The 15,072-nt window shown below is 70.3% G+C and carries 18 protein-coding genes; 3 read left to right on the forward strand and 15 right to left on the reverse strand.

Annotated features, from left to right (window positions below; translation table 11 throughout):
- Nucleotides 1-9: 9 nt before the first annotated feature.
- Genes LDL49_RS47805 through LDL49_RS47850 form a run of 11 tightly spaced genes read right to left on the reverse strand, consistent with a single transcriptional unit; the run spans nucleotide 10 to nucleotide 7,642 of the window.
- Complete coding sequence (locus LDL49_RS47805; RefSeq protein ID WP_225301603.1) at nucleotides 10-282, reverse strand: HypC/HybG/HupF family hydrogenase formation chaperone; 273 nt, start codon at nucleotides 280-282, stop codon at nucleotides 10-12.
- Entirely contained in the window at nucleotides 260-622 is a 363-nt protein-coding gene (locus LDL49_RS47810) for a hydrogenase maturation nickel metallochaperone HypA (RefSeq protein ID WP_225301604.1), read from the reverse strand. Before LDL49_RS47810 ends, LDL49_RS47805 begins: the two co-directional genes overlap by 23 nt.
- Before the next feature lie 7 nt (nucleotides 623-629).
- Nucleotides 630-737 (reverse strand): DUF6893 family small protein, encoded by a 108-nt coding sequence (locus tag LDL49_RS59500; RefSeq protein ID WP_372470685.1) that lies wholly within the window; start codon nucleotides 735-737, stop codon nucleotides 630-632.
- 51 nt (nucleotides 738-788) lie between these two features.
- On the reverse strand, nucleotides 789-1,571 hold the full coding sequence (locus LDL49_RS47815; RefSeq protein WP_225301605.1) for a hydrogenase maturation protease: 783 nt from the start codon (nucleotides 1,569-1,571) through the stop codon (nucleotides 789-791).
- Entirely contained in the window at nucleotides 1,555-2,583 is a 1,029-nt protein-coding gene (locus LDL49_RS47820; protein WP_225301606.1) for a hypothetical protein, read from the reverse strand. The genes LDL49_RS47815 and LDL49_RS47820 overlap by 17 nt, the downstream gene beginning before the upstream one ends.
- A gap of 3 nt (nucleotides 2,584-2,586) precedes the next feature.
- Nucleotides 2,587-3,267 (reverse strand): DUF6084 family protein, encoded by a 681-nt coding sequence (locus tag LDL49_RS47825; RefSeq protein ID WP_225301607.1) that lies wholly within the window; start codon nucleotides 3,265-3,267, stop codon nucleotides 2,587-2,589.
- Nucleotides 3,264-3,476, reverse strand: coding sequence for a hypothetical protein (locus LDL49_RS47830; RefSeq protein WP_225301608.1), 213 nt, complete (start codon nucleotides 3,474-3,476; stop codon nucleotides 3,264-3,266). The genes LDL49_RS47825 and LDL49_RS47830 overlap by 4 nt, the downstream gene beginning before the upstream one ends.
- Complete coding sequence (locus LDL49_RS47835; protein WP_225301609.1) at nucleotides 3,473-4,225, reverse strand: DUF5947 family protein; 753 nt, start codon at nucleotides 4,223-4,225, stop codon at nucleotides 3,473-3,475. The genes LDL49_RS47830 and LDL49_RS47835 overlap by 4 nt, the downstream gene beginning before the upstream one ends.
- A gap of 11 nt (nucleotides 4,226-4,236) precedes the next feature.
- Complete coding sequence (locus LDL49_RS47840) at nucleotides 4,237-4,779, reverse strand: NifU-related iron-sulfur-binding protein (RefSeq protein WP_225301610.1); 543 nt, start codon at nucleotides 4,777-4,779, stop codon at nucleotides 4,237-4,239.
- Between the two features lie 10 nt (nucleotides 4,780-4,789).
- Nucleotides 4,790-6,583 (reverse strand): nickel-dependent hydrogenase large subunit, encoded by a 1,794-nt coding sequence (locus tag LDL49_RS47845; RefSeq protein WP_225301611.1) that lies wholly within the window; start codon nucleotides 6,581-6,583, stop codon nucleotides 4,790-4,792.
- Nucleotides 6,584-6,601: 18 nt separating this feature from the next.
- A complete protein-coding gene (locus tag LDL49_RS47850; protein WP_225301612.1) occupies nucleotides 6,602-7,642 on the reverse strand; it encodes an NADH-quinone oxidoreductase subunit B family protein in 1,041 nt (346 codons plus the stop codon).
- Between the two features lie 283 nt (nucleotides 7,643-7,925).
- On the opposite strand from LDL49_RS47850, the gene LDL49_RS47855 reads away from it, so the two are divergent.
- Nucleotides 7,926-8,837: a glycoside hydrolase family 32 protein gene (locus tag LDL49_RS47855; protein ID WP_225301613.1), complete on the forward strand. Its 912-nt coding sequence runs from the start codon at nucleotides 7,926-7,928 to the stop codon at nucleotides 8,835-8,837.
- A 68-nt stretch (nucleotides 8,838-8,905) separates the two neighbouring features.
- On the opposite strand, the gene LDL49_RS47860 is transcribed toward LDL49_RS47855, so the two are convergent.
- Both LDL49_RS47860 and LDL49_RS47865 read right to left on the reverse strand, forming a co-directional pair.
- Nucleotides 8,906-9,868, reverse strand: a complete 963-nt coding sequence (locus LDL49_RS47860; protein WP_225301614.1) for a sulfotransferase family protein — start codon at nucleotides 9,866-9,868, stop codon at nucleotides 8,906-8,908.
- 98 nt (nucleotides 9,869-9,966) lie between these two features.
- Complete coding sequence (locus LDL49_RS47865) at nucleotides 9,967-10,941, reverse strand: Gfo/Idh/MocA family protein (protein WP_225301615.1); 975 nt, start codon at nucleotides 10,939-10,941, stop codon at nucleotides 9,967-9,969.
- 151 nt (nucleotides 10,942-11,092) lie between these two features.
- Between LDL49_RS47865 and LDL49_RS47870 the strand changes: the two genes are divergently transcribed.
- Nucleotides 11,093-11,719, forward strand: a complete 627-nt coding sequence (locus tag LDL49_RS47870) for a TetR/AcrR family transcriptional regulator (RefSeq protein ID WP_225301616.1) — start codon at nucleotides 11,093-11,095, stop codon at nucleotides 11,717-11,719.
- Between the two features lie 165 nt (nucleotides 11,720-11,884).
- Here the strand turns inward: LDL49_RS47870 and LDL49_RS47875 are convergent, their stop codons facing one another.
- On the reverse strand, nucleotides 11,885-12,208 hold the full coding sequence (locus LDL49_RS47875; protein ID WP_225301617.1) for a hypothetical protein: 324 nt from the start codon (nucleotides 12,206-12,208) through the stop codon (nucleotides 11,885-11,887).
- A 621-nt stretch (nucleotides 12,209-12,829) separates the two neighbouring features.
- Between LDL49_RS47875 and LDL49_RS47880 the strand changes: the two genes are divergently transcribed.
- Nucleotides 12,830-14,368 carry a CDP-glycerol glycerophosphotransferase family protein gene (locus tag LDL49_RS47880; protein WP_225301618.1) on the forward strand — a complete coding sequence of 513 codons (1,539 nt, stop codon included), beginning with the start codon at nucleotides 12,830-12,832 and terminating at the stop codon, nucleotides 14,366-14,368.
- Here the strand turns inward: LDL49_RS47880 and LDL49_RS47885 are convergent.
- On the reverse strand, nucleotides 14,365-14,874 hold the full coding sequence (locus LDL49_RS47885; protein ID WP_225301619.1) for a tetratricopeptide repeat protein: 510 nt from the start codon (nucleotides 14,872-14,874) through the stop codon (nucleotides 14,365-14,367). The genes LDL49_RS47880 and LDL49_RS47885 overlap by 4 nt on opposite strands.
- Between the last annotated feature and the right edge of the window lie 198 nt (nucleotides 14,875-15,072).

Consider the following 15,072-nt stretch of genomic DNA (forward strand, 5'->3'; position numbering starts at 1 on the left):
CTGCGTGGGTCATGAGATGTCCGATTCCTTGAGCGCGTCGATCTCGTCGGTGTACGCCTGCCCGAGGCCGTGCAGCATGTCCATCACGGCCTTGGCCTCGGACTCGGAGATCTTCGACAGGGCGAATCCCACGTGGACGAGCACCCAGTCGCCGGGCTTGAGGTGGTCGTCGGCGAGCAGCCCCATGTTGATGCGGCGGCGTACCCCGCTGACGTCCACCATGGCGAGGTCGGTGTGCTCCTCGACGTCGCCCACCAGCTCACCGGGGATCCCGAGGCACATCGGCTTCCTCCTTGAACTGGACCGATTCCAGGACCAGCTCGTCGCCGCCGCGGACGTCCACGTCGTCGTCGCCGCACCGCGCGCAGACCGCGAGCACGTCGACCGACTCCGACTGGTGACCACAGGCCCCGCAGTCCACGGTGACGGGCGTGACGACGAGGTCGAGCGCCGCCCCCTCGGCGGCGCTGCCCTCGGCGGCGAGCGCGAAGGCATGGTCGAACGCCTCGCCCACGACGGCGTGGCGGGCGCCGATCCGGACCCGCAGCCCGGTGACCCGCCGGCCGTCCGCCTGCTGCCGGACCAGGTCGACCAGGCCCTCGCACATTCCTAGCTCATGCATGAAGTGCCTACATCCTTCTCATGTTCAGGTAGCGCTTGATCTCCGGCCATTGCGCGGCGATCATCGCGACGGCCGCGCACAGCGTCACCAGAGCCACCACCGGCCCCTTCCTCATCCGTTTCCACCTCCTCGGTTTTCGGTAACCCCGGTCCCTCGATGTCTTCGATCAAGTCTCGACAAGGGACCGGACCGTCTTGAGCGCCGGGCCGAGGGCCGCGCGAACCGGCTCGCTCAGCGCGACCAGCACCTCTTCGTCCGGCTCCCCGGTCATCACGGTCGCCGGTTCGCAGGCGACGACGAGCACCCGGCGCGGTATCCGGCCCAGCTCGGCGGCCAGCCGGAGCACGCGTACCGGGTCCATGCCGTGGGTCTCCATGGGTACGCCCGCCTCCGGCTCGGCCGGTTCGAGTACGGTCAGCGTCCCGGGAGCCTCCCCGCGCGGCGCGGCGTCCACGAAGATCACCGTGTCGTAGTCGCGTTGCAGGGCGTAGGCCAGGTCCATGCCGCGGATCCCGAAGTCCACGACGTCCACTCCGGGAGGCAGGTCCTCGGCCGCCAGCAGCCGCGCCACCTCGACGCCGAAGCCGTCGTCGCCCAGGAAGATGTTGCCGATGCCCGCGATCAGGACACGGGCGGGCCGGCTCTCCTCCACGATCGGCTCCACCTCCTCGGCGGAGTAGAAGAACCGGTGTCCGGGCAGCTTCGCCTCTCCCAGGTCGCGGCCGGGATCCTCCTCAAGGGTGACGGCCAGGTGGAGGCCGCCCGCCTCGTCCTGTTCGACGCTCTCGACGACGGCCACCCGGCCGCCGAGGGCGAGGTCGAAGACGTCCGCGCGCGATCGTGGGCGCAGCCGCACCCGGCTGCCCGCGCCGAGCGTCACGCCGTCCACGATCACCGTGTCCGGGCCCCGTCGTTCCATCCGGGCCCAGAAGTCATCCGTCGCGGTCATGTACCGGCTCCTGTTCGATCAGCGGACGGATCTCGCGTACCGTGCCGTGCAGCCGCATGAGCCGCTCGGGCGTGAGCGAGGCGCATCGGTCGAGGATCTCCCTGGCCCGGGGATCGCCGTCGCGGATCTCCCGCCGCTCCTCCTCGGTCAGGGCGAGCACGCTCAGGGTGAGCAACTGGTCGATCTCGGTGGCGTCGAAGAGGTCACCCGGACTCTCCGGCGCGATCCGGGGGTAGTCGTACAGGATGATCGGCGCCGAGAGCATGGTGTGCCGCTCGCCCTCCTCGCCCACCAGGACCGGCCAGGCGCCGGCGTTGTCGCAGCCTTCCGCGAGCGTCCGCAGCTCTTCCGGCGGGTCGGTCAGGGAGACGAACCGCCCGCGCGGCGCGTGCAGGACCGTGTGCGCGGAGAGGAACGCCTGTTTCAGCCCCTCGCTACGGCTGCCGCCCGCCCAGCCGGTCGTGTTGGCGACCTCGACGGTGATCCGGAAGACGCCGGGCGCCGGGCGTTCCGCCTTCACCTCGATCCGCCCGCGCAGCGCCCGCCAGCTGCGCGAAAGCGCCCCGACCCCGCGCCCGTCCGGGCCGAGCAGCCATTCGACGTCCCCGCCCTCGGGTATGTCGATGTCCACCACGGCGGCCCGCTGGACCAGACCCCCGAGGTCGAGCCCGACCGCGGCGACCTCCCGCTCGGTCGCCTCATCCCTGGCCACGTGGCGCTCGCCCCCGGCCGTCAGCTCCGCGACCGGCACGAGCTCCTCGCCGGTGCCGCGCGCGACCTGGCGGGTGACGGCGTGCAGGAAGCACACCCGGACGTCGATGGTGTCGGCCGGGTCCGCCTCGATCAGCACCTGGGTACGCATCAGCGAGGAGTCGCCCGTCTCGGCGCACCGCTCCGGGTAGACGCCGCCCAGGGTCCAGCGCTGCGCGTTCTTGAGCGCCGAGCGGCGGTAGGGCCACAGCAGGTAGCCCTCGTACAGCACCGCGCGCGCGACCTGTGTCACCTGGTCCATCGGTCAGCCCCCGCCCTTTTCACTGACAAGCAGCGCCGCCACGACGTCGTCCCAGGTCGTCAGCGTGTGCCGGACCTTGTAGTCGTACAGCCGGTCGAAGGCGTCGCGGTCCAGCCGGAGCCAGGCGCTGCGCGGGAAGTAGTGCTCCATGACGTCCTTCCAGACCCGGACCGGCATCCGGAACGCGACATCGGTGTCCCACGGGATCCGGGCCGCCCGGAGCAGGCCGGCGTCGAGGTAGAAGATCGTCCCGCTGAACAGGAAGGTCAGCGGGACCTCACCGTCCGGCAGGGAGTGGAAGTACTTGGCGACCGCCACCTCGAAGTCGTAGGTGCAGGCCACGTCGATGCTCGCCACCGTGTGCCCGTCGAAGCCGGGTACCTGCGTCACCACCCGCGCCCACAGCAGGCTCCTCGATGTCCTGCCCCAGTCCTCGGGCGCGCCGAACAGGTCGGTGAGCCGCTGCCGGGTGGGCGGGTCGTATTGGCGCCGCGCGGCGTCGATGCGGATGTGGGTGTCCAGCGCGACGCTGCGGATCGGCGACGAGCCGGCGCCGTCGATCCGCAGCGTGAACCGCACCGTCGGCACGGCGGCGAACTCCACCGCCGCGGCGCTCTCGATCACGAACCTGAGCGCCGGCGGCGGCGCGTCCTCCCGCATGGCGAAGGCGGAGTCCGGCCTCATGCGGGGGACAGGTTGGGCATGGCCGGGTCGATCGGGTCGCGGTCCTTGGGGTTGATCCCGGTGGATCGCGCCGCCGTCGAGCGGCCGTCGGGAAGGTGACCCGGTTGCTGCTCGTAGTTGCCGACCGCGTTGCCCTCATGGACGCCCTTCAGGTGCGCGGTCATGTCGGGCCGCGCATCGGGACGACCCACCTTGATGGTGCCGGTCATCGTGAAACTCCTTTCGACAGGCCGACGGATTTCAAGAGGCCCACAGGCATGGGCTTGGCCCGGCGCCGCAGCTCGGTGAAGAAGGCGCCGACCTCGTTCCAGACGTCCTGGCCGCCGGCCAGGCCCTTCCAGTGAGACCTGAGCACGGCGACGAGGGCGAAGCAGTCGTCGATCGGCACCAGCCAGTGGTCTCGCGCGTCGCGCGTCCGGTTGACCAGCAGCGCCTCCACGTCGGGGGCCAGCCGCCGCAGCACCGGGTTGGCCTCCTCCACCGCGGCCCAGGCGGCCGGCTCGACCGCGGCCTCGACCGCTCCGGCCGGGCCCGGGTATCGGATCACGGTCCGGCCCTCGGCCGAGTCGTGGCAGGCGAAGGCCATCTGAACGGGAATGTCCAGGGCCGCCCAGGTGGCGTCGTCGAGGGCGAAGTCCGGCAGATACCACCGGCGGTCGGGCACCAGACGGTAGCGGTCCCCTTCGGCCGGTGGATGCTCGAAGAGCAGCGCGCACGGCCGGCAGGCACAGCGCGGTTCGCGGCCCGCCGGTTCGAGCAGGTGACGGTGGTCGGCGGGGATGGGCGCGGCGCACAGCTCGCACCGGCAGGGGCTGTCGTCGTGAACGGCCGCAGGCCGGCCAGCCGCACGCCGGTCGGTCGCAGGCCGGCCAGCCGCAGCCTGCTCGGCGGCGGACCGGTCAGCCGCGCGTCGCTCGGCCGTCCGGTCGATGAGGCCGCGCAGACCCCCTCCTGGCATGCCGCGCCCCCTCACGACGTCCGTGCGCCGGGGTCGCGGCGCAAGGCGTCGATGGAGATCAAGACGGGTGCCGGGCCGATCTCCTCGACTTCCACCCGGTCGAGCTCCGGGGCCGCGTTGCGGATCGCCTCCTCCAGCAGGGCGGCCCGGTCGACCGGGCCGCCACCGCCACCCCTGCCGTGGCCGCCGCAGCCGCCGCGACCGCGCAGGAGCCGGACGCTCGCCACCCCGTCCGCCACGGCCACCGCCTCCACGGCCGCGCCGCCGAGCCGGGGCCGTACACCGCTCACGGCCTTCTCCACCCGGGCGGACACGTCCAGCGGGTGCAGGTCGTGCAGCACCAGCAGGTAGGAGACCAGTTCGTCCTGCGCGAGCGCCGGCCCGAGCTTTTCCCCGCCGATCGCGACGATCCGGGCGAGCGCCTCGCCGTACAGGTCGAGCAGCGCCTGGAGCACCTCGATGGTGGACTCCGGGTCGGGCAGCGACTCGACGCCGTCCAGCAGGGCGTCCACCCGGGCCACCCGGTCGGCCACCTCGCGGTCGGTCAGTGACATCGCCCGCCCCCTAACCGGAGACGCTCGTGCCCAGCGTCGGGGAGTGCACCTGCTTGAGCACCTTCCCGTCGCCGAGGTACATGTGGACGCCGCACGGCAGGCAGGGGTCGAAGCTGCGGACCGTACGCATGATGTCGATGCCCTTGAACTTCTCCGGGCCGTTCTCCTCGAAGATGTGCATGCCCTGGACCGCGTCCTCGTACGGACCGGGAGTGCCGTAGATGTCCCGCGGGCTGGCGTTCCACGGCGTGGGCGGGTACGGGTGGTAGTTGGCGATCTTGCCGTCGCGGATCACCATGTGGTGGGACAGGACCCCGCGCACCGCCTCGTGGAAGCCGCAGCCGATCGCGTCATCCGGCACGTCGAAGTCGGCGAAGACCTGCGTCCGGCTGGCGCGTACCTCGGCCATCGCCTGGTCCAGGAAGTGGAAGGCCATCGCGGCGGAGTAGGCGACGAAGTAGATGCGGGCCCGGTTGCGCTCGATCGTGTTGGACCACTTGGGGATCTTCCACTCGAACCGCATCTCCGGCAGGGCCGCGCTCTTGGGCAGGTTGATCTCCACGCTGTGGCCGGTCGCCCGGACCGCTCCGGTGTCGACGATGCCGGCCAGCGCCGTGGTCCAGAGCCGCGCGAGGGCCCCGCCCCCGGTGTCGAGCGCGAGGTGATCGCCGGTGCGGTCGTCGTACCAGCGGGGGCTCATGACCCAGCTGTAGTTGCCGTCCGCCAGGTCGCGCTTCTGCGGCTTCGGCAGCGTCGTCTGGTTCCACGGATGACGCCGGTCCACCGGGTTGCCCAGCGGGTCGTGGGTGACGAAGACCTCCTCGTTCACCCAGTCGTCGTAATACGAGCTGCCCAGCAGGATCCGCATGCCGAGGTTGATGTCCACCAGGCTCGTGGTGCGCAGCTCGCCGTCCAGGACGATGCCCGGAGTAACGAACATGCCCCGGCCCCACTCGCCCATGTTCCGGTAGTCGTAGTCGACCACGGCCGGGTCCTGGAACGAACCCCAGCAGCCCAGCATCGTCCGCCGCCGGCCGACCTCCTCGTAGCCCGGCAGCGCCTCGTAGAAGAAGTCGAACAGGTCGTCGTTGACCGGGACGACCTTCTTCACGAAGTCGAGCACCCTGAGCAGCCGGGACAGGTAGTCGGTGAACAGCTGGGGCGTCGCCACCGTGCCCACGCCGCCTGGGTAGAGGGTCGAGGGGTGTACGTGCCGCCCCTCCATCAGGCAGAACATCTCCCGGGTGATCCGGCTGACCTGCAGCGCCTCGCGGTACATCGCGCCGGTGAACGGGTTGAACGCCCGCATGATGTCGGCGATCGTCCGGTACCCGTGGACGCCGCCGTGCGGTGCCTCGGTGGTCTCCGCCCGGCGCAGCAGGGTGGGGTTGGTCTCCTTGACAATCTGCTCGCAGTAGTCGACGAAGACCAGGTTGTCCTGGAACAGCGTGTGGTCGAACATGTACTCGGCCGCCTCGCCGAGATTGATGATCCACTCGCCCAGCGGCGGCGTCTTGACGCCGTAGGCCATGTTCTGGGCGTAGACCGAGCAGGTCGCGTGGTTGTCGCCGCAGATGCCGCAGATGCGGCTGGTGATGAAGTGCGAGTCCCGCGGGTCCTTCCCGCGCATGAACACGCTGTAGCCCCGGAACAACGAGGAGGTGCTCTTGCACTCGACGACTTCCTTGTTGTTGAAGTCGATCTTCGTGTAGATCCCCAGGTTGCCGATGATGCGGGTGATCGGGTCCCAGGACATCTCGACCAGCTGCCGAGTCTCCTGAGCCTCCTTGGATCGGATGGTCACCGCGACGTTCCCTCTCCCCTAGCTGTGTTCCGGTTGGTAGCCACTGGTCAGCTCAGGCCGGTTGTGGCGCCACTTCGGCTCCTTGTTGACCGTCCTGTTGGTGATGGAGCGCAGCTTGCGGATGACCGACCCGTACGCTCCAGTGGCGGTGGAGGACACCAGCGCGCCGGGCGGCTGGTCCATGAACGGCATGAACTTGTCCGGGAACCCGGGCATCGTGCAGCCGATGCAGATGCCGCCCACGTTGGGGCAGCCGCCGATCCCGCCCATCCAGCCGCGCTTGGGGACGTTGCAGTTGACCACCGGCCCCCAGCAGCCGACCTTGACCTGGCATTTGGGGGAGTTGTAGTCCTTGGCGAAGTCGCCCTGCTCGTAGTAGCCGGCGCGGTCGCACCCCTCGTGCACCGTCTTGCCGAACAGCCAGGTCGGTCGCAGCTCCTTGTCCAGGGGGATCATGGGCGCCAGCCCGGCGGCCTGGTACAGCAGCCAGGTCAGGGTCTCCATGAAGTTGTCGGGCTGCACGGGGCAGCCCGGCACGTTGATGATGGGCAGCCCGCCGGCCGAGCGGAAATCGTGGCCCAGGTAGTCGCCGAGTCCCATGCTTCCCGTCGGGTTGCCCGCCATGGCGTGGATGCCGCCGTACGTCGCGCAGGTGCCGATCGCGACCACCGCCCACGCCTGCGGCGCGAGCCGGTCGATCCACTGGTTGACGGTGATCGGCTGCCCGGTGACCGGGTCGTTCCCCATCGACGTCCAGTAACCGTCGCCGTTGATCTTCTCGTTGGGGATCGATCCCTCGACCACGAAGACGAACGGGCGGAGCATGCCCTCCGCGGCCTGGTGGAAGGGGGCCATGAAGTCCTTGCCCACCTCCGCCGCCAGCACCTTGTTGTGCAGATGCACCTTCGGCAGTCCGGGCACCAGGCCGAGCAGCACGGCTTCGAGGCTCGGATTGGAGGCCGCCGTCACCGAGACCGTGTCGCCGTCGCAGCTCATGCCCTCGGAGGTCCACAGCACGTGAACCTCGTCCACAGCGGTTTTCGTCGTGGTTTCGCTCATGTACCCGGCCCTCGTCTCGGCAGTTGGGGGTAATGCCGTAGGTATCGCCGCCAATGACACTGAGTAAGCACTCGATGCACATAGTGACCGCGTCGATGGAGGAATGCGGACGACCAGGGCACTTCCCTTACCGATTCCTGCACATCCCGGGATGCGGTAAGCATGATGCGCCGCACAGGCCGGGAGCGGTGTATTATCCATACTATTTAGGTAGGAATAAGGGAATGCAAAGGGTCGGTGAGCAGCGGTGTCCCACTCCATGTCGTCGCCTAGCCTCGTCTCCATGTCGAACCCCACGGACGTTCCCGCTGCCCTGCTCCCCGACCCCGACCCCGACCGCGCGACCGTCGCGATCGCGCCGCCGATCGCGGGCGAGGGACACTGGGCAGGGGGTCCCAGCGCGGTCGCGGCGGACGGGCTGATCTATCTCGCCTACCGGCTGCGCCGCCCCGTGGGGGAGGGACGCGGGTACGCGGTGGTGGTGGCGCGTTCGGTGGACGGCGAGCGGTTCGAGACCCTGACGACGATCACCCGCGAGGAGATGGCCGCCGAGTCCCTGGAACGGCCCACCCTGGTACGCACCGAGGACGGGCGCTGGCGGCTGTACCTGAGCTGCGCCACCCCGGGCACCAAGCACTGGCGGGTGGAGGTGCTGGAGAGCGACGACCCGGCCCGGTTCGACCCGCGCTCGCGCGAGACCGTCCTGCCCGGCGACCCCAAGACCGGCGTGAAGGATTCGGTGATCGTCCGGCACGACGGGAAGTGGCACCTGTGGGCCTCCTGCCATCCGCTGGCCGACTCCGACGAGGCCGACCGGATGGTGACCGACTACGCCACCAGCGCCGACGGCCTGGAGTGGACGTGGCACGGCACGGCGCTGAGCGGGCGGCCGGGGATGTGGGACGGGCGGGGCGTACGGATCAGCTCGGTGCGTTTCGAGGGTGACCGGGTGCTGGCCTTCTACGACGGCCGGGCCAGCGCGGCGGAGAACTATGAGGAGCGCACCGGGATCGCCATAGGGTCCGACCCCGGCGAGCTGGCCCCGGTGGGGACCGCCCCGGCGGCCATGTCGCCGCACGCGGGCGGCGGCCTGCGGTACCTCGACATCATCGACCTGCCGGACGGCCGCGTCCGGCTGTACTACGAGTACACCCGCGCCGACGGAGCCCACGAGCTGCGCACCGAGCTGCGCTGATCGTCAGGGTGGGGTTCCGGAGGGTGGGTCCCAGGGGCGCCTGCCCCTGGGACCTGAGCCGCTGATCGTCAGGACGGGTGCGGGCGCCCGTTCCTGGACTGCCGCTGGCCGGGCGGCCGGGTGCCGACCAGGCCGCCCGAACGCTCCCTGGGCCTGAGCCAGTCGCTGAAGTCCTCCCCGGTGACCTGCTGAAGGAGCCGGATGTCGTCGGTGAAGTACGGGATGAGCTGCCGGCGCTGCTCCCAGGTCAAGGGGCGGCGCGGGGCGGCCCGCCGCTGGAGCAGCTGCTCGACGGGATCGGCCAGCGTCCCGGGCAGGAGCCGCCGGACCGAGGAGAGCACCGCGTGCCGCGGGCTCGCGTCGGGATGCGCCGTCACGTTCTCCCTTGGCATCTCGGTCAGCAGCCCCTGCTCCACCCCGAGGAAGCCGCAGATCCGGTCGAGCGTGTCGGCCGGCCGGTCGACGAGGTCCCGGTAGCGGAACAGGAGCACCTGCTCGCGCGGGAACAGCTCGTACAGGGCGGCCAGCTGCTCGCCGTACCGGCCGAGTCCCACGTAGTGCCAGAAGTGCGCCCACCCGGCCGCGATCCGCCTGCCCTCCGCCTCGCAGGCGCGCACCACGTCGCCGATCGGTTCGAGCCCGGCCGACCACAGGTGGGTCCAGTTGGAGTGGGCGCGCTCGACCGGGTCACGCACGATCACGATGAGCCTGGCGTGCGGGATGGCCGCCTTGATGCGCCGCTGCGCGTCCCGGTCGTACAGGTAGAAGGGCGTGCACTCGCCGGCCAGCGTCCCCGCGGGCGCCGCGGAGAACAGCGCCTCGTAGTCCTCGCGGCGCCAGACGTGCTCCCGGTACGTCTCCACGTCGCCGGGCCCGCCCCTGGTCGGTGGCGGGCCGTCGGTGAGGAAGTACTTGGGCTCCTTCACCTGTGGCAGGAAGAGCTGCGGATGCCGCTGGAGAGCGGCGTGCAGGGCCGTCGTTCCCGCCTTTGGGACCCCTACGACCAGGAAGTTCGGCATATCCACGGTCATCCCTCCAAATCCCAACACCTAACATCCAATTTCCTACCAGTTATATAGGATGTTCAAGTAGGGAATCGGACAGGGGATGCTCACTGTGCGAGGACCGGTTACTGGATGCCGCGAAGGGGAAGCCCTGCCTTGCGGTAGATGTCGTCGATGACCGTCATGTTGGCGACGGAGTCCGCCGGCGGAGTCAGCGGCGGGGTGCCCTGCCGCACCGCCGCCACGAAGGCGCGCAGCTGACAGGTGTACGTCGCGTCGCCGGCCACGCGCTCGCGGCGCCGCCGGCCGTCGACGGTCACGGTCATCCGGTGGAAGAGCTGCGGGGCGACGAAGTTCGTGAGGCGCAGCGACCCGCGTTCGCCGTCGACCCGTGCGGCGATCTTGAGCAGGTTCCCCGACCACATGGAGGCGTGGATCCGCCCGGTCGCGCCGGTGGGGAACCGCAGGTCGGCGGCCATGGCCCGGTCGACGCCCGGCGATCGCAACAGGGCCGCCGCGCCCACGACCGAGGGCTCGCCCGGCCCGAGCGTACGCAGGCAGTGCACCGCGTAGCAGCCCGCGTCCATGAGCGCGCCGCCGCCGAGCTCCAGCGAGTAGCGGATGTCGGAGAACTTGGGGAGCGGAAAGCACATCCATGTCTCGACGTGCCGGACCTCGCCGAGTTCGGTGCCGACGATCTCCAGAGCCCGTTCCATCAGCGGGTGATACCGATAGTGGAACGCCTCCATGACCACCACGCCGGACTTCGCGGCGGCGTCCGCGACGGACCGCGCCTCGGCGGCGTTGGAGGTGAACGGCTTCTCGGCGAGCACGTGCTTGCCCGCCTCGATCGCCTTGAGCGTCCACTCCGCGTGCAGGGCGTTCGGCAGCGGGTTGTAGACGGCGTCCAGGGAGGGGTCGGCGATCAGCCGCTCGTAGGAGTCGTGGACGAGCGGGATGCCGTGCTTGGCCGCGAACTCCTCGGCCCGCGACCGGTCCCGGGCGGCCACCGCCGCCACCTCGGCCTCGGGCACGGCGCGGGCCGGCTTGACGAGCGCCATGGGGGTGATGCGAGCTGCGCCGAGCGTCCCGATTCGCATGATCGCATGATGCCAGACCGCCGTGCCGCGTGTCGCTTTGCCCGGACTTGACAGCCGATCTGTTGGAGTGGATGGGGTTAGCCGGCCTAGCGGGCCGAGGCGCGAATCGCGGGCGTACAGGAGAATCGCGGGCGTTCAGGAAAGGAGCGGCGTGGAAAGGATCATCTCGGCCGCGACGCGATTGTTCGCGGCCCTCGGATACGACGCGACGACGATGGTGCAGATCGCCGAGGCCGCCGACCTTGACATCGAGACCGTCATGGAGCTCGCCGGCTCGAAGCGGGAGCTCTATCTGGCGGTGATGGGGCGCGGTTACACCACGCAGAAGGCGCTGTTGGAGCGGGCCCTCGATCGCCTCGACGAGTCGGGAGCGCCACAGATGGCGGCCAGCGTCCACGCGCTGGTCGACGACTACCTGAACTTCTGCCTCGACAACCCCGACATCTCCGCGCTGCTGATGCACCGCTGGCTGGGCGACGCCGCAGATCTGCAGAACCTGGAGCAGATCTACAACGAGCCGCTGGTCCATGCGGTCTACAGCAAGTTCAACCGGGCCGCCGAGGCGGGCCTCATGGACTCCGAGGCCGACGTGGAGCTCTGCGTGCGGGCGATCGCCTGGTCCGTCATCATTTTCGTGCGCTATGCAACGATGAGCAGGCCCCTTTCCAGCTTCTCCGAAGGCGAAAGGAGCGTGGACCGCTTCCGCGTCCACCTGCACCGGATCACCACCCGGATGCTCGGCCTGGCGTCCCCGAGCACGGCCGAAACATCTTCCTGATTCCCCGCAGGGGCCCGGTTCCGGCCGAAGCGAGATTCTGGAATTCACCACCAAGCGCGCCGAAGAATGCGCCTTTCCCGCAGCTTTTCCCTATGGGGGATCGCCCCGCGTGTTGATGCCACGCGGAGCGACCGTTGTACGTGGGTGGTGCTGGTTGCTGGTGGGTCAGTGGTCGTCATCCCACCAATCGTCGTCGTGGTCCCACCCATGACCGTGGCCGTGACCGCCCATGCCGCCACCGCCGCCGTGGTCGTGGCTCTTGCACCACTGCTTGGACCAGTGGCCGTGGCTCCAGCAGAACTTGCACCAGTTGTGGTGGCTGTCCCACTTCCACTTGCACTTCTTGGCCACGCTCTGCGGCGTGGTGGTGACCTGCTGGGCGGTGGGCGGGCAGGCGCTCGCGGCGCCGGCGGGCTGCGTGGTGGCCGTTCCGGTGACGATGACGGTGGACGCCGCAAGGGCGGCGGTGAGAAGCAGACGCTTGAGCACCAGAGATCACTCCCTGAATGACGATCGGTCCCCCGATTGATGCGGGGGGTCGGATGTGAGCGCCGGATTCGGTTTCCCCGGGATACGCCGATACGGCAGGAACATATCCCACCATAATCGCGGCGAGCGGCCCGGTCTCCCGGCGACAGGCAAAGCCTCATTTCACATCATGCCGCCATATAATGCGAATGCACCGGATATGTCGGGAAATGCGGGATTGCGCGAGGAGGGGCACCCCGAGGCATCGCGCCGGGAATTCATCGCCATCGCCGGAGAGGCGATCGGCGCTTCCCCCGGCTCTTCAATGAAACGCCAGGAATATGGTAAATGACGGAAAAGGTGATTGCCCGGTGCTCGGCCGCGAGCGGCCCTCACTGACCGGCCGCCCGCGCCGCCGTATCGACGGGACCTCCCGGGGAAGCCGCCGCATCCATCGATGGGACCTCCCGGAGAATGGGGCGGCCGCGTACCTGGACGACGGGCCCGCGTCATATGGTGGGCTTTTACTGAGGAATCGGGCCGGTCGGAGTGGTGGTGAGCGGCGAGGGTTGGCTTCGTGTACCGATCGGTCCCGGGTCTCGCCGTTGGCGCACGGTCGGCACCAGCCGGAACATCCTCGCGGTGGCGCGTACGGTCACCTCGGCGAGCCGGCTGCTGGACGTGCTGCCGCTGTTCCGTTCGGATCCTCGCGTCCAGGTGCTGTTCACCGTCGCCGCGGGGTCGGCGTTCGACGACGGGATCGGCGACTATCTGCGGGATGTCGAGGCACGTGTCGTCTCCTGGGCGCAGGCTGTCGACACGCCGTTCGACCTGGCCGTCTCCGCCAGCGCCAACGGCGATCTGCACCGGCTGAGGGCCCCGCTGCTGCTGGTCCCGCACGGCGCCGGGCACAACCGGCTGCTCTCCGCCGCCGGCGGCGTCTCGGGTCTCGCCCGGCGCCAGCTGGTGCGCGACGGCCGGCTCGTACCGGCGGCCATCGCCCTGTCGCACCACGAGCAGCTGACCCGGTTGGCGGGCGAATGCCCGGAAGCGGTGCCGCTGGCCGTGGTGACCGGCGATCCGTGCTTCGACCGGATCCTGGCGAACGCGGCGCGGCGCGACCGCTACCGGCGCGCCCTCGGCACCGGTGACCGCAAGCTGGTGCTGATCAGCTCCACCTGGGGCGAGCACTCCCTGCTCGGCGCCAACCACGACCTGGTCGCGCGGCTGACGGCCGAGTTGCCGGTGGACGAGTACCAGGTGGTCCTGGCCGCGCATCCGAACGTCTGGTACGGCCACGGCGGCCTGCAGGTCCGGCTGTGGCTGGGTGACGCCCTCGACGCCGGTCTGGTGCTGCTCCCTCCCCGGCAGGGCTGGCAGGCGGCGCTCCTGGCGGCGGACGTGGTCGTGGGCGATCACGGCTCCGTCACCTTCTACGGCGCCGCGCTGGGCCGCCCCACCCTCCTGGCCTCGTCCGGTCGCGAGGCCGAGGAGCTCGATCCGGCCTCCCCCACGGCCGCGCTGTCCCGGGCGCTGCCCCGCCTCGACCCACGGCGGGACCTGCCGGGGCAGATCGGGCGGATCATGGACACGTACCGGCCGGGCGCCTATGACGAGGTCACCGAGCGGACGCTGGGCGAGTCCGGCCGGGCGGGCACGTTGTTACGGCAGGTCGCGTACCGGCTGATGGACCTCGAACCCGGACCCGAGCCCGCCGCCACGGCGCTGCCCGATCCCTTGGGGGAGCGTGGCGAGGTGCTCTCGTTCCTGGTCGAAGCCGAGGTCCAGGACGGCACCGTGTCCTTGCGCCGCTTTCCCGTGGTCGGCGCGGGGCAGCACGTACGAGATCCGCATCTCGTCGTGGACGCCGAGGAGCCGGACCGGCGGCGGCTGGAGACCGCGGCCATCATCGTCCGCGGGGACCCGGCCGACGGCTGGGCGGCGGAGACCCTGCGGCGCTACCCCGGCTGTCTCATGACGGCCGAGGTGACCGGTACGCGGCGGGTCCGCCTGGCGCTGCGGGACGGGCGGCGGTTCGAGGTCACCGCGTCCGCCGGAACGCGCGGCGAGCTCGACCCCCGGTGCCTGCCGTCCGCGGTGTACGGCTGGCTGACCCACGGCGACGGCCCCCTGACCAGCGTCCGGGTCGGCGCGCGGGAAACGGCCATCGACCTCGCTTAGCCGCTCAGGCGAGCGCGGAGCTCCTCGGCCTTGGGCAGGTTGCCGGAGGCGAGGCAGACCGCGATGGCCTGCCGCAGATAGCCCCCGGAGTCCCCGTGGTCGAGGTCGGCCAGTAGTTCCAGGGCGCGCGTCTCCTTGGCCGGAATGCGGCGCTCGCGCATGATGTCCGCGGCGATCCGCGCCGAGTGCAGCGCCTGCGCGGAGTGGCCGAGCTCGCGGTGGGCCTCACCCAGGACGAGGTGGATCTTCCCCTGGCTGAGCTCGTCACCGGCCGAGGTCATGAGGGCCAGGGCCCGATCGAAGGCGGCGATCGCCATTTCGTGCCGGCCTGCGCGGCTGTGGACCAGGCCGAGATGGTAACTCTGCAGGCCGATCCCCCGCGTGTTGCCCAGCCCTTCGTGGATGGCCAGCGCGGCGGCGAAGTGGGCGCCGGCATCCTCCAGGCCGAGGGCGTCCGCTCGGGCCAGGGCGACCTGCCCGAGCGACTCCAGGACGACCGCCTCCATCCTCGGGTCATCCGCCTCGCGGGCCGCTTGATGGGCGTGGACCAGCTCGGCCCGGGCCTGGTCGCTTTCGCCTAGTGCTGTGACCGGAAACGATCGCCGGGTTGGATGACGAGGCTTCAGGCTGCGGAAGTCAGAGGTCGGCCGCCCCAGCGGATGCCTTTCTCGCTTCGGATGCGGGCGCGTTCGCGGCGTTGGGCG

The sequence above is a fragment of the Nonomuraea aurantiaca genome (assembly GCF_020215705.1).
Taxonomy (GTDB): Bacteria; Actinomycetota; Actinomycetes; order Streptosporangiales; family Streptosporangiaceae; genus Nonomuraea; species Nonomuraea aurantiaca.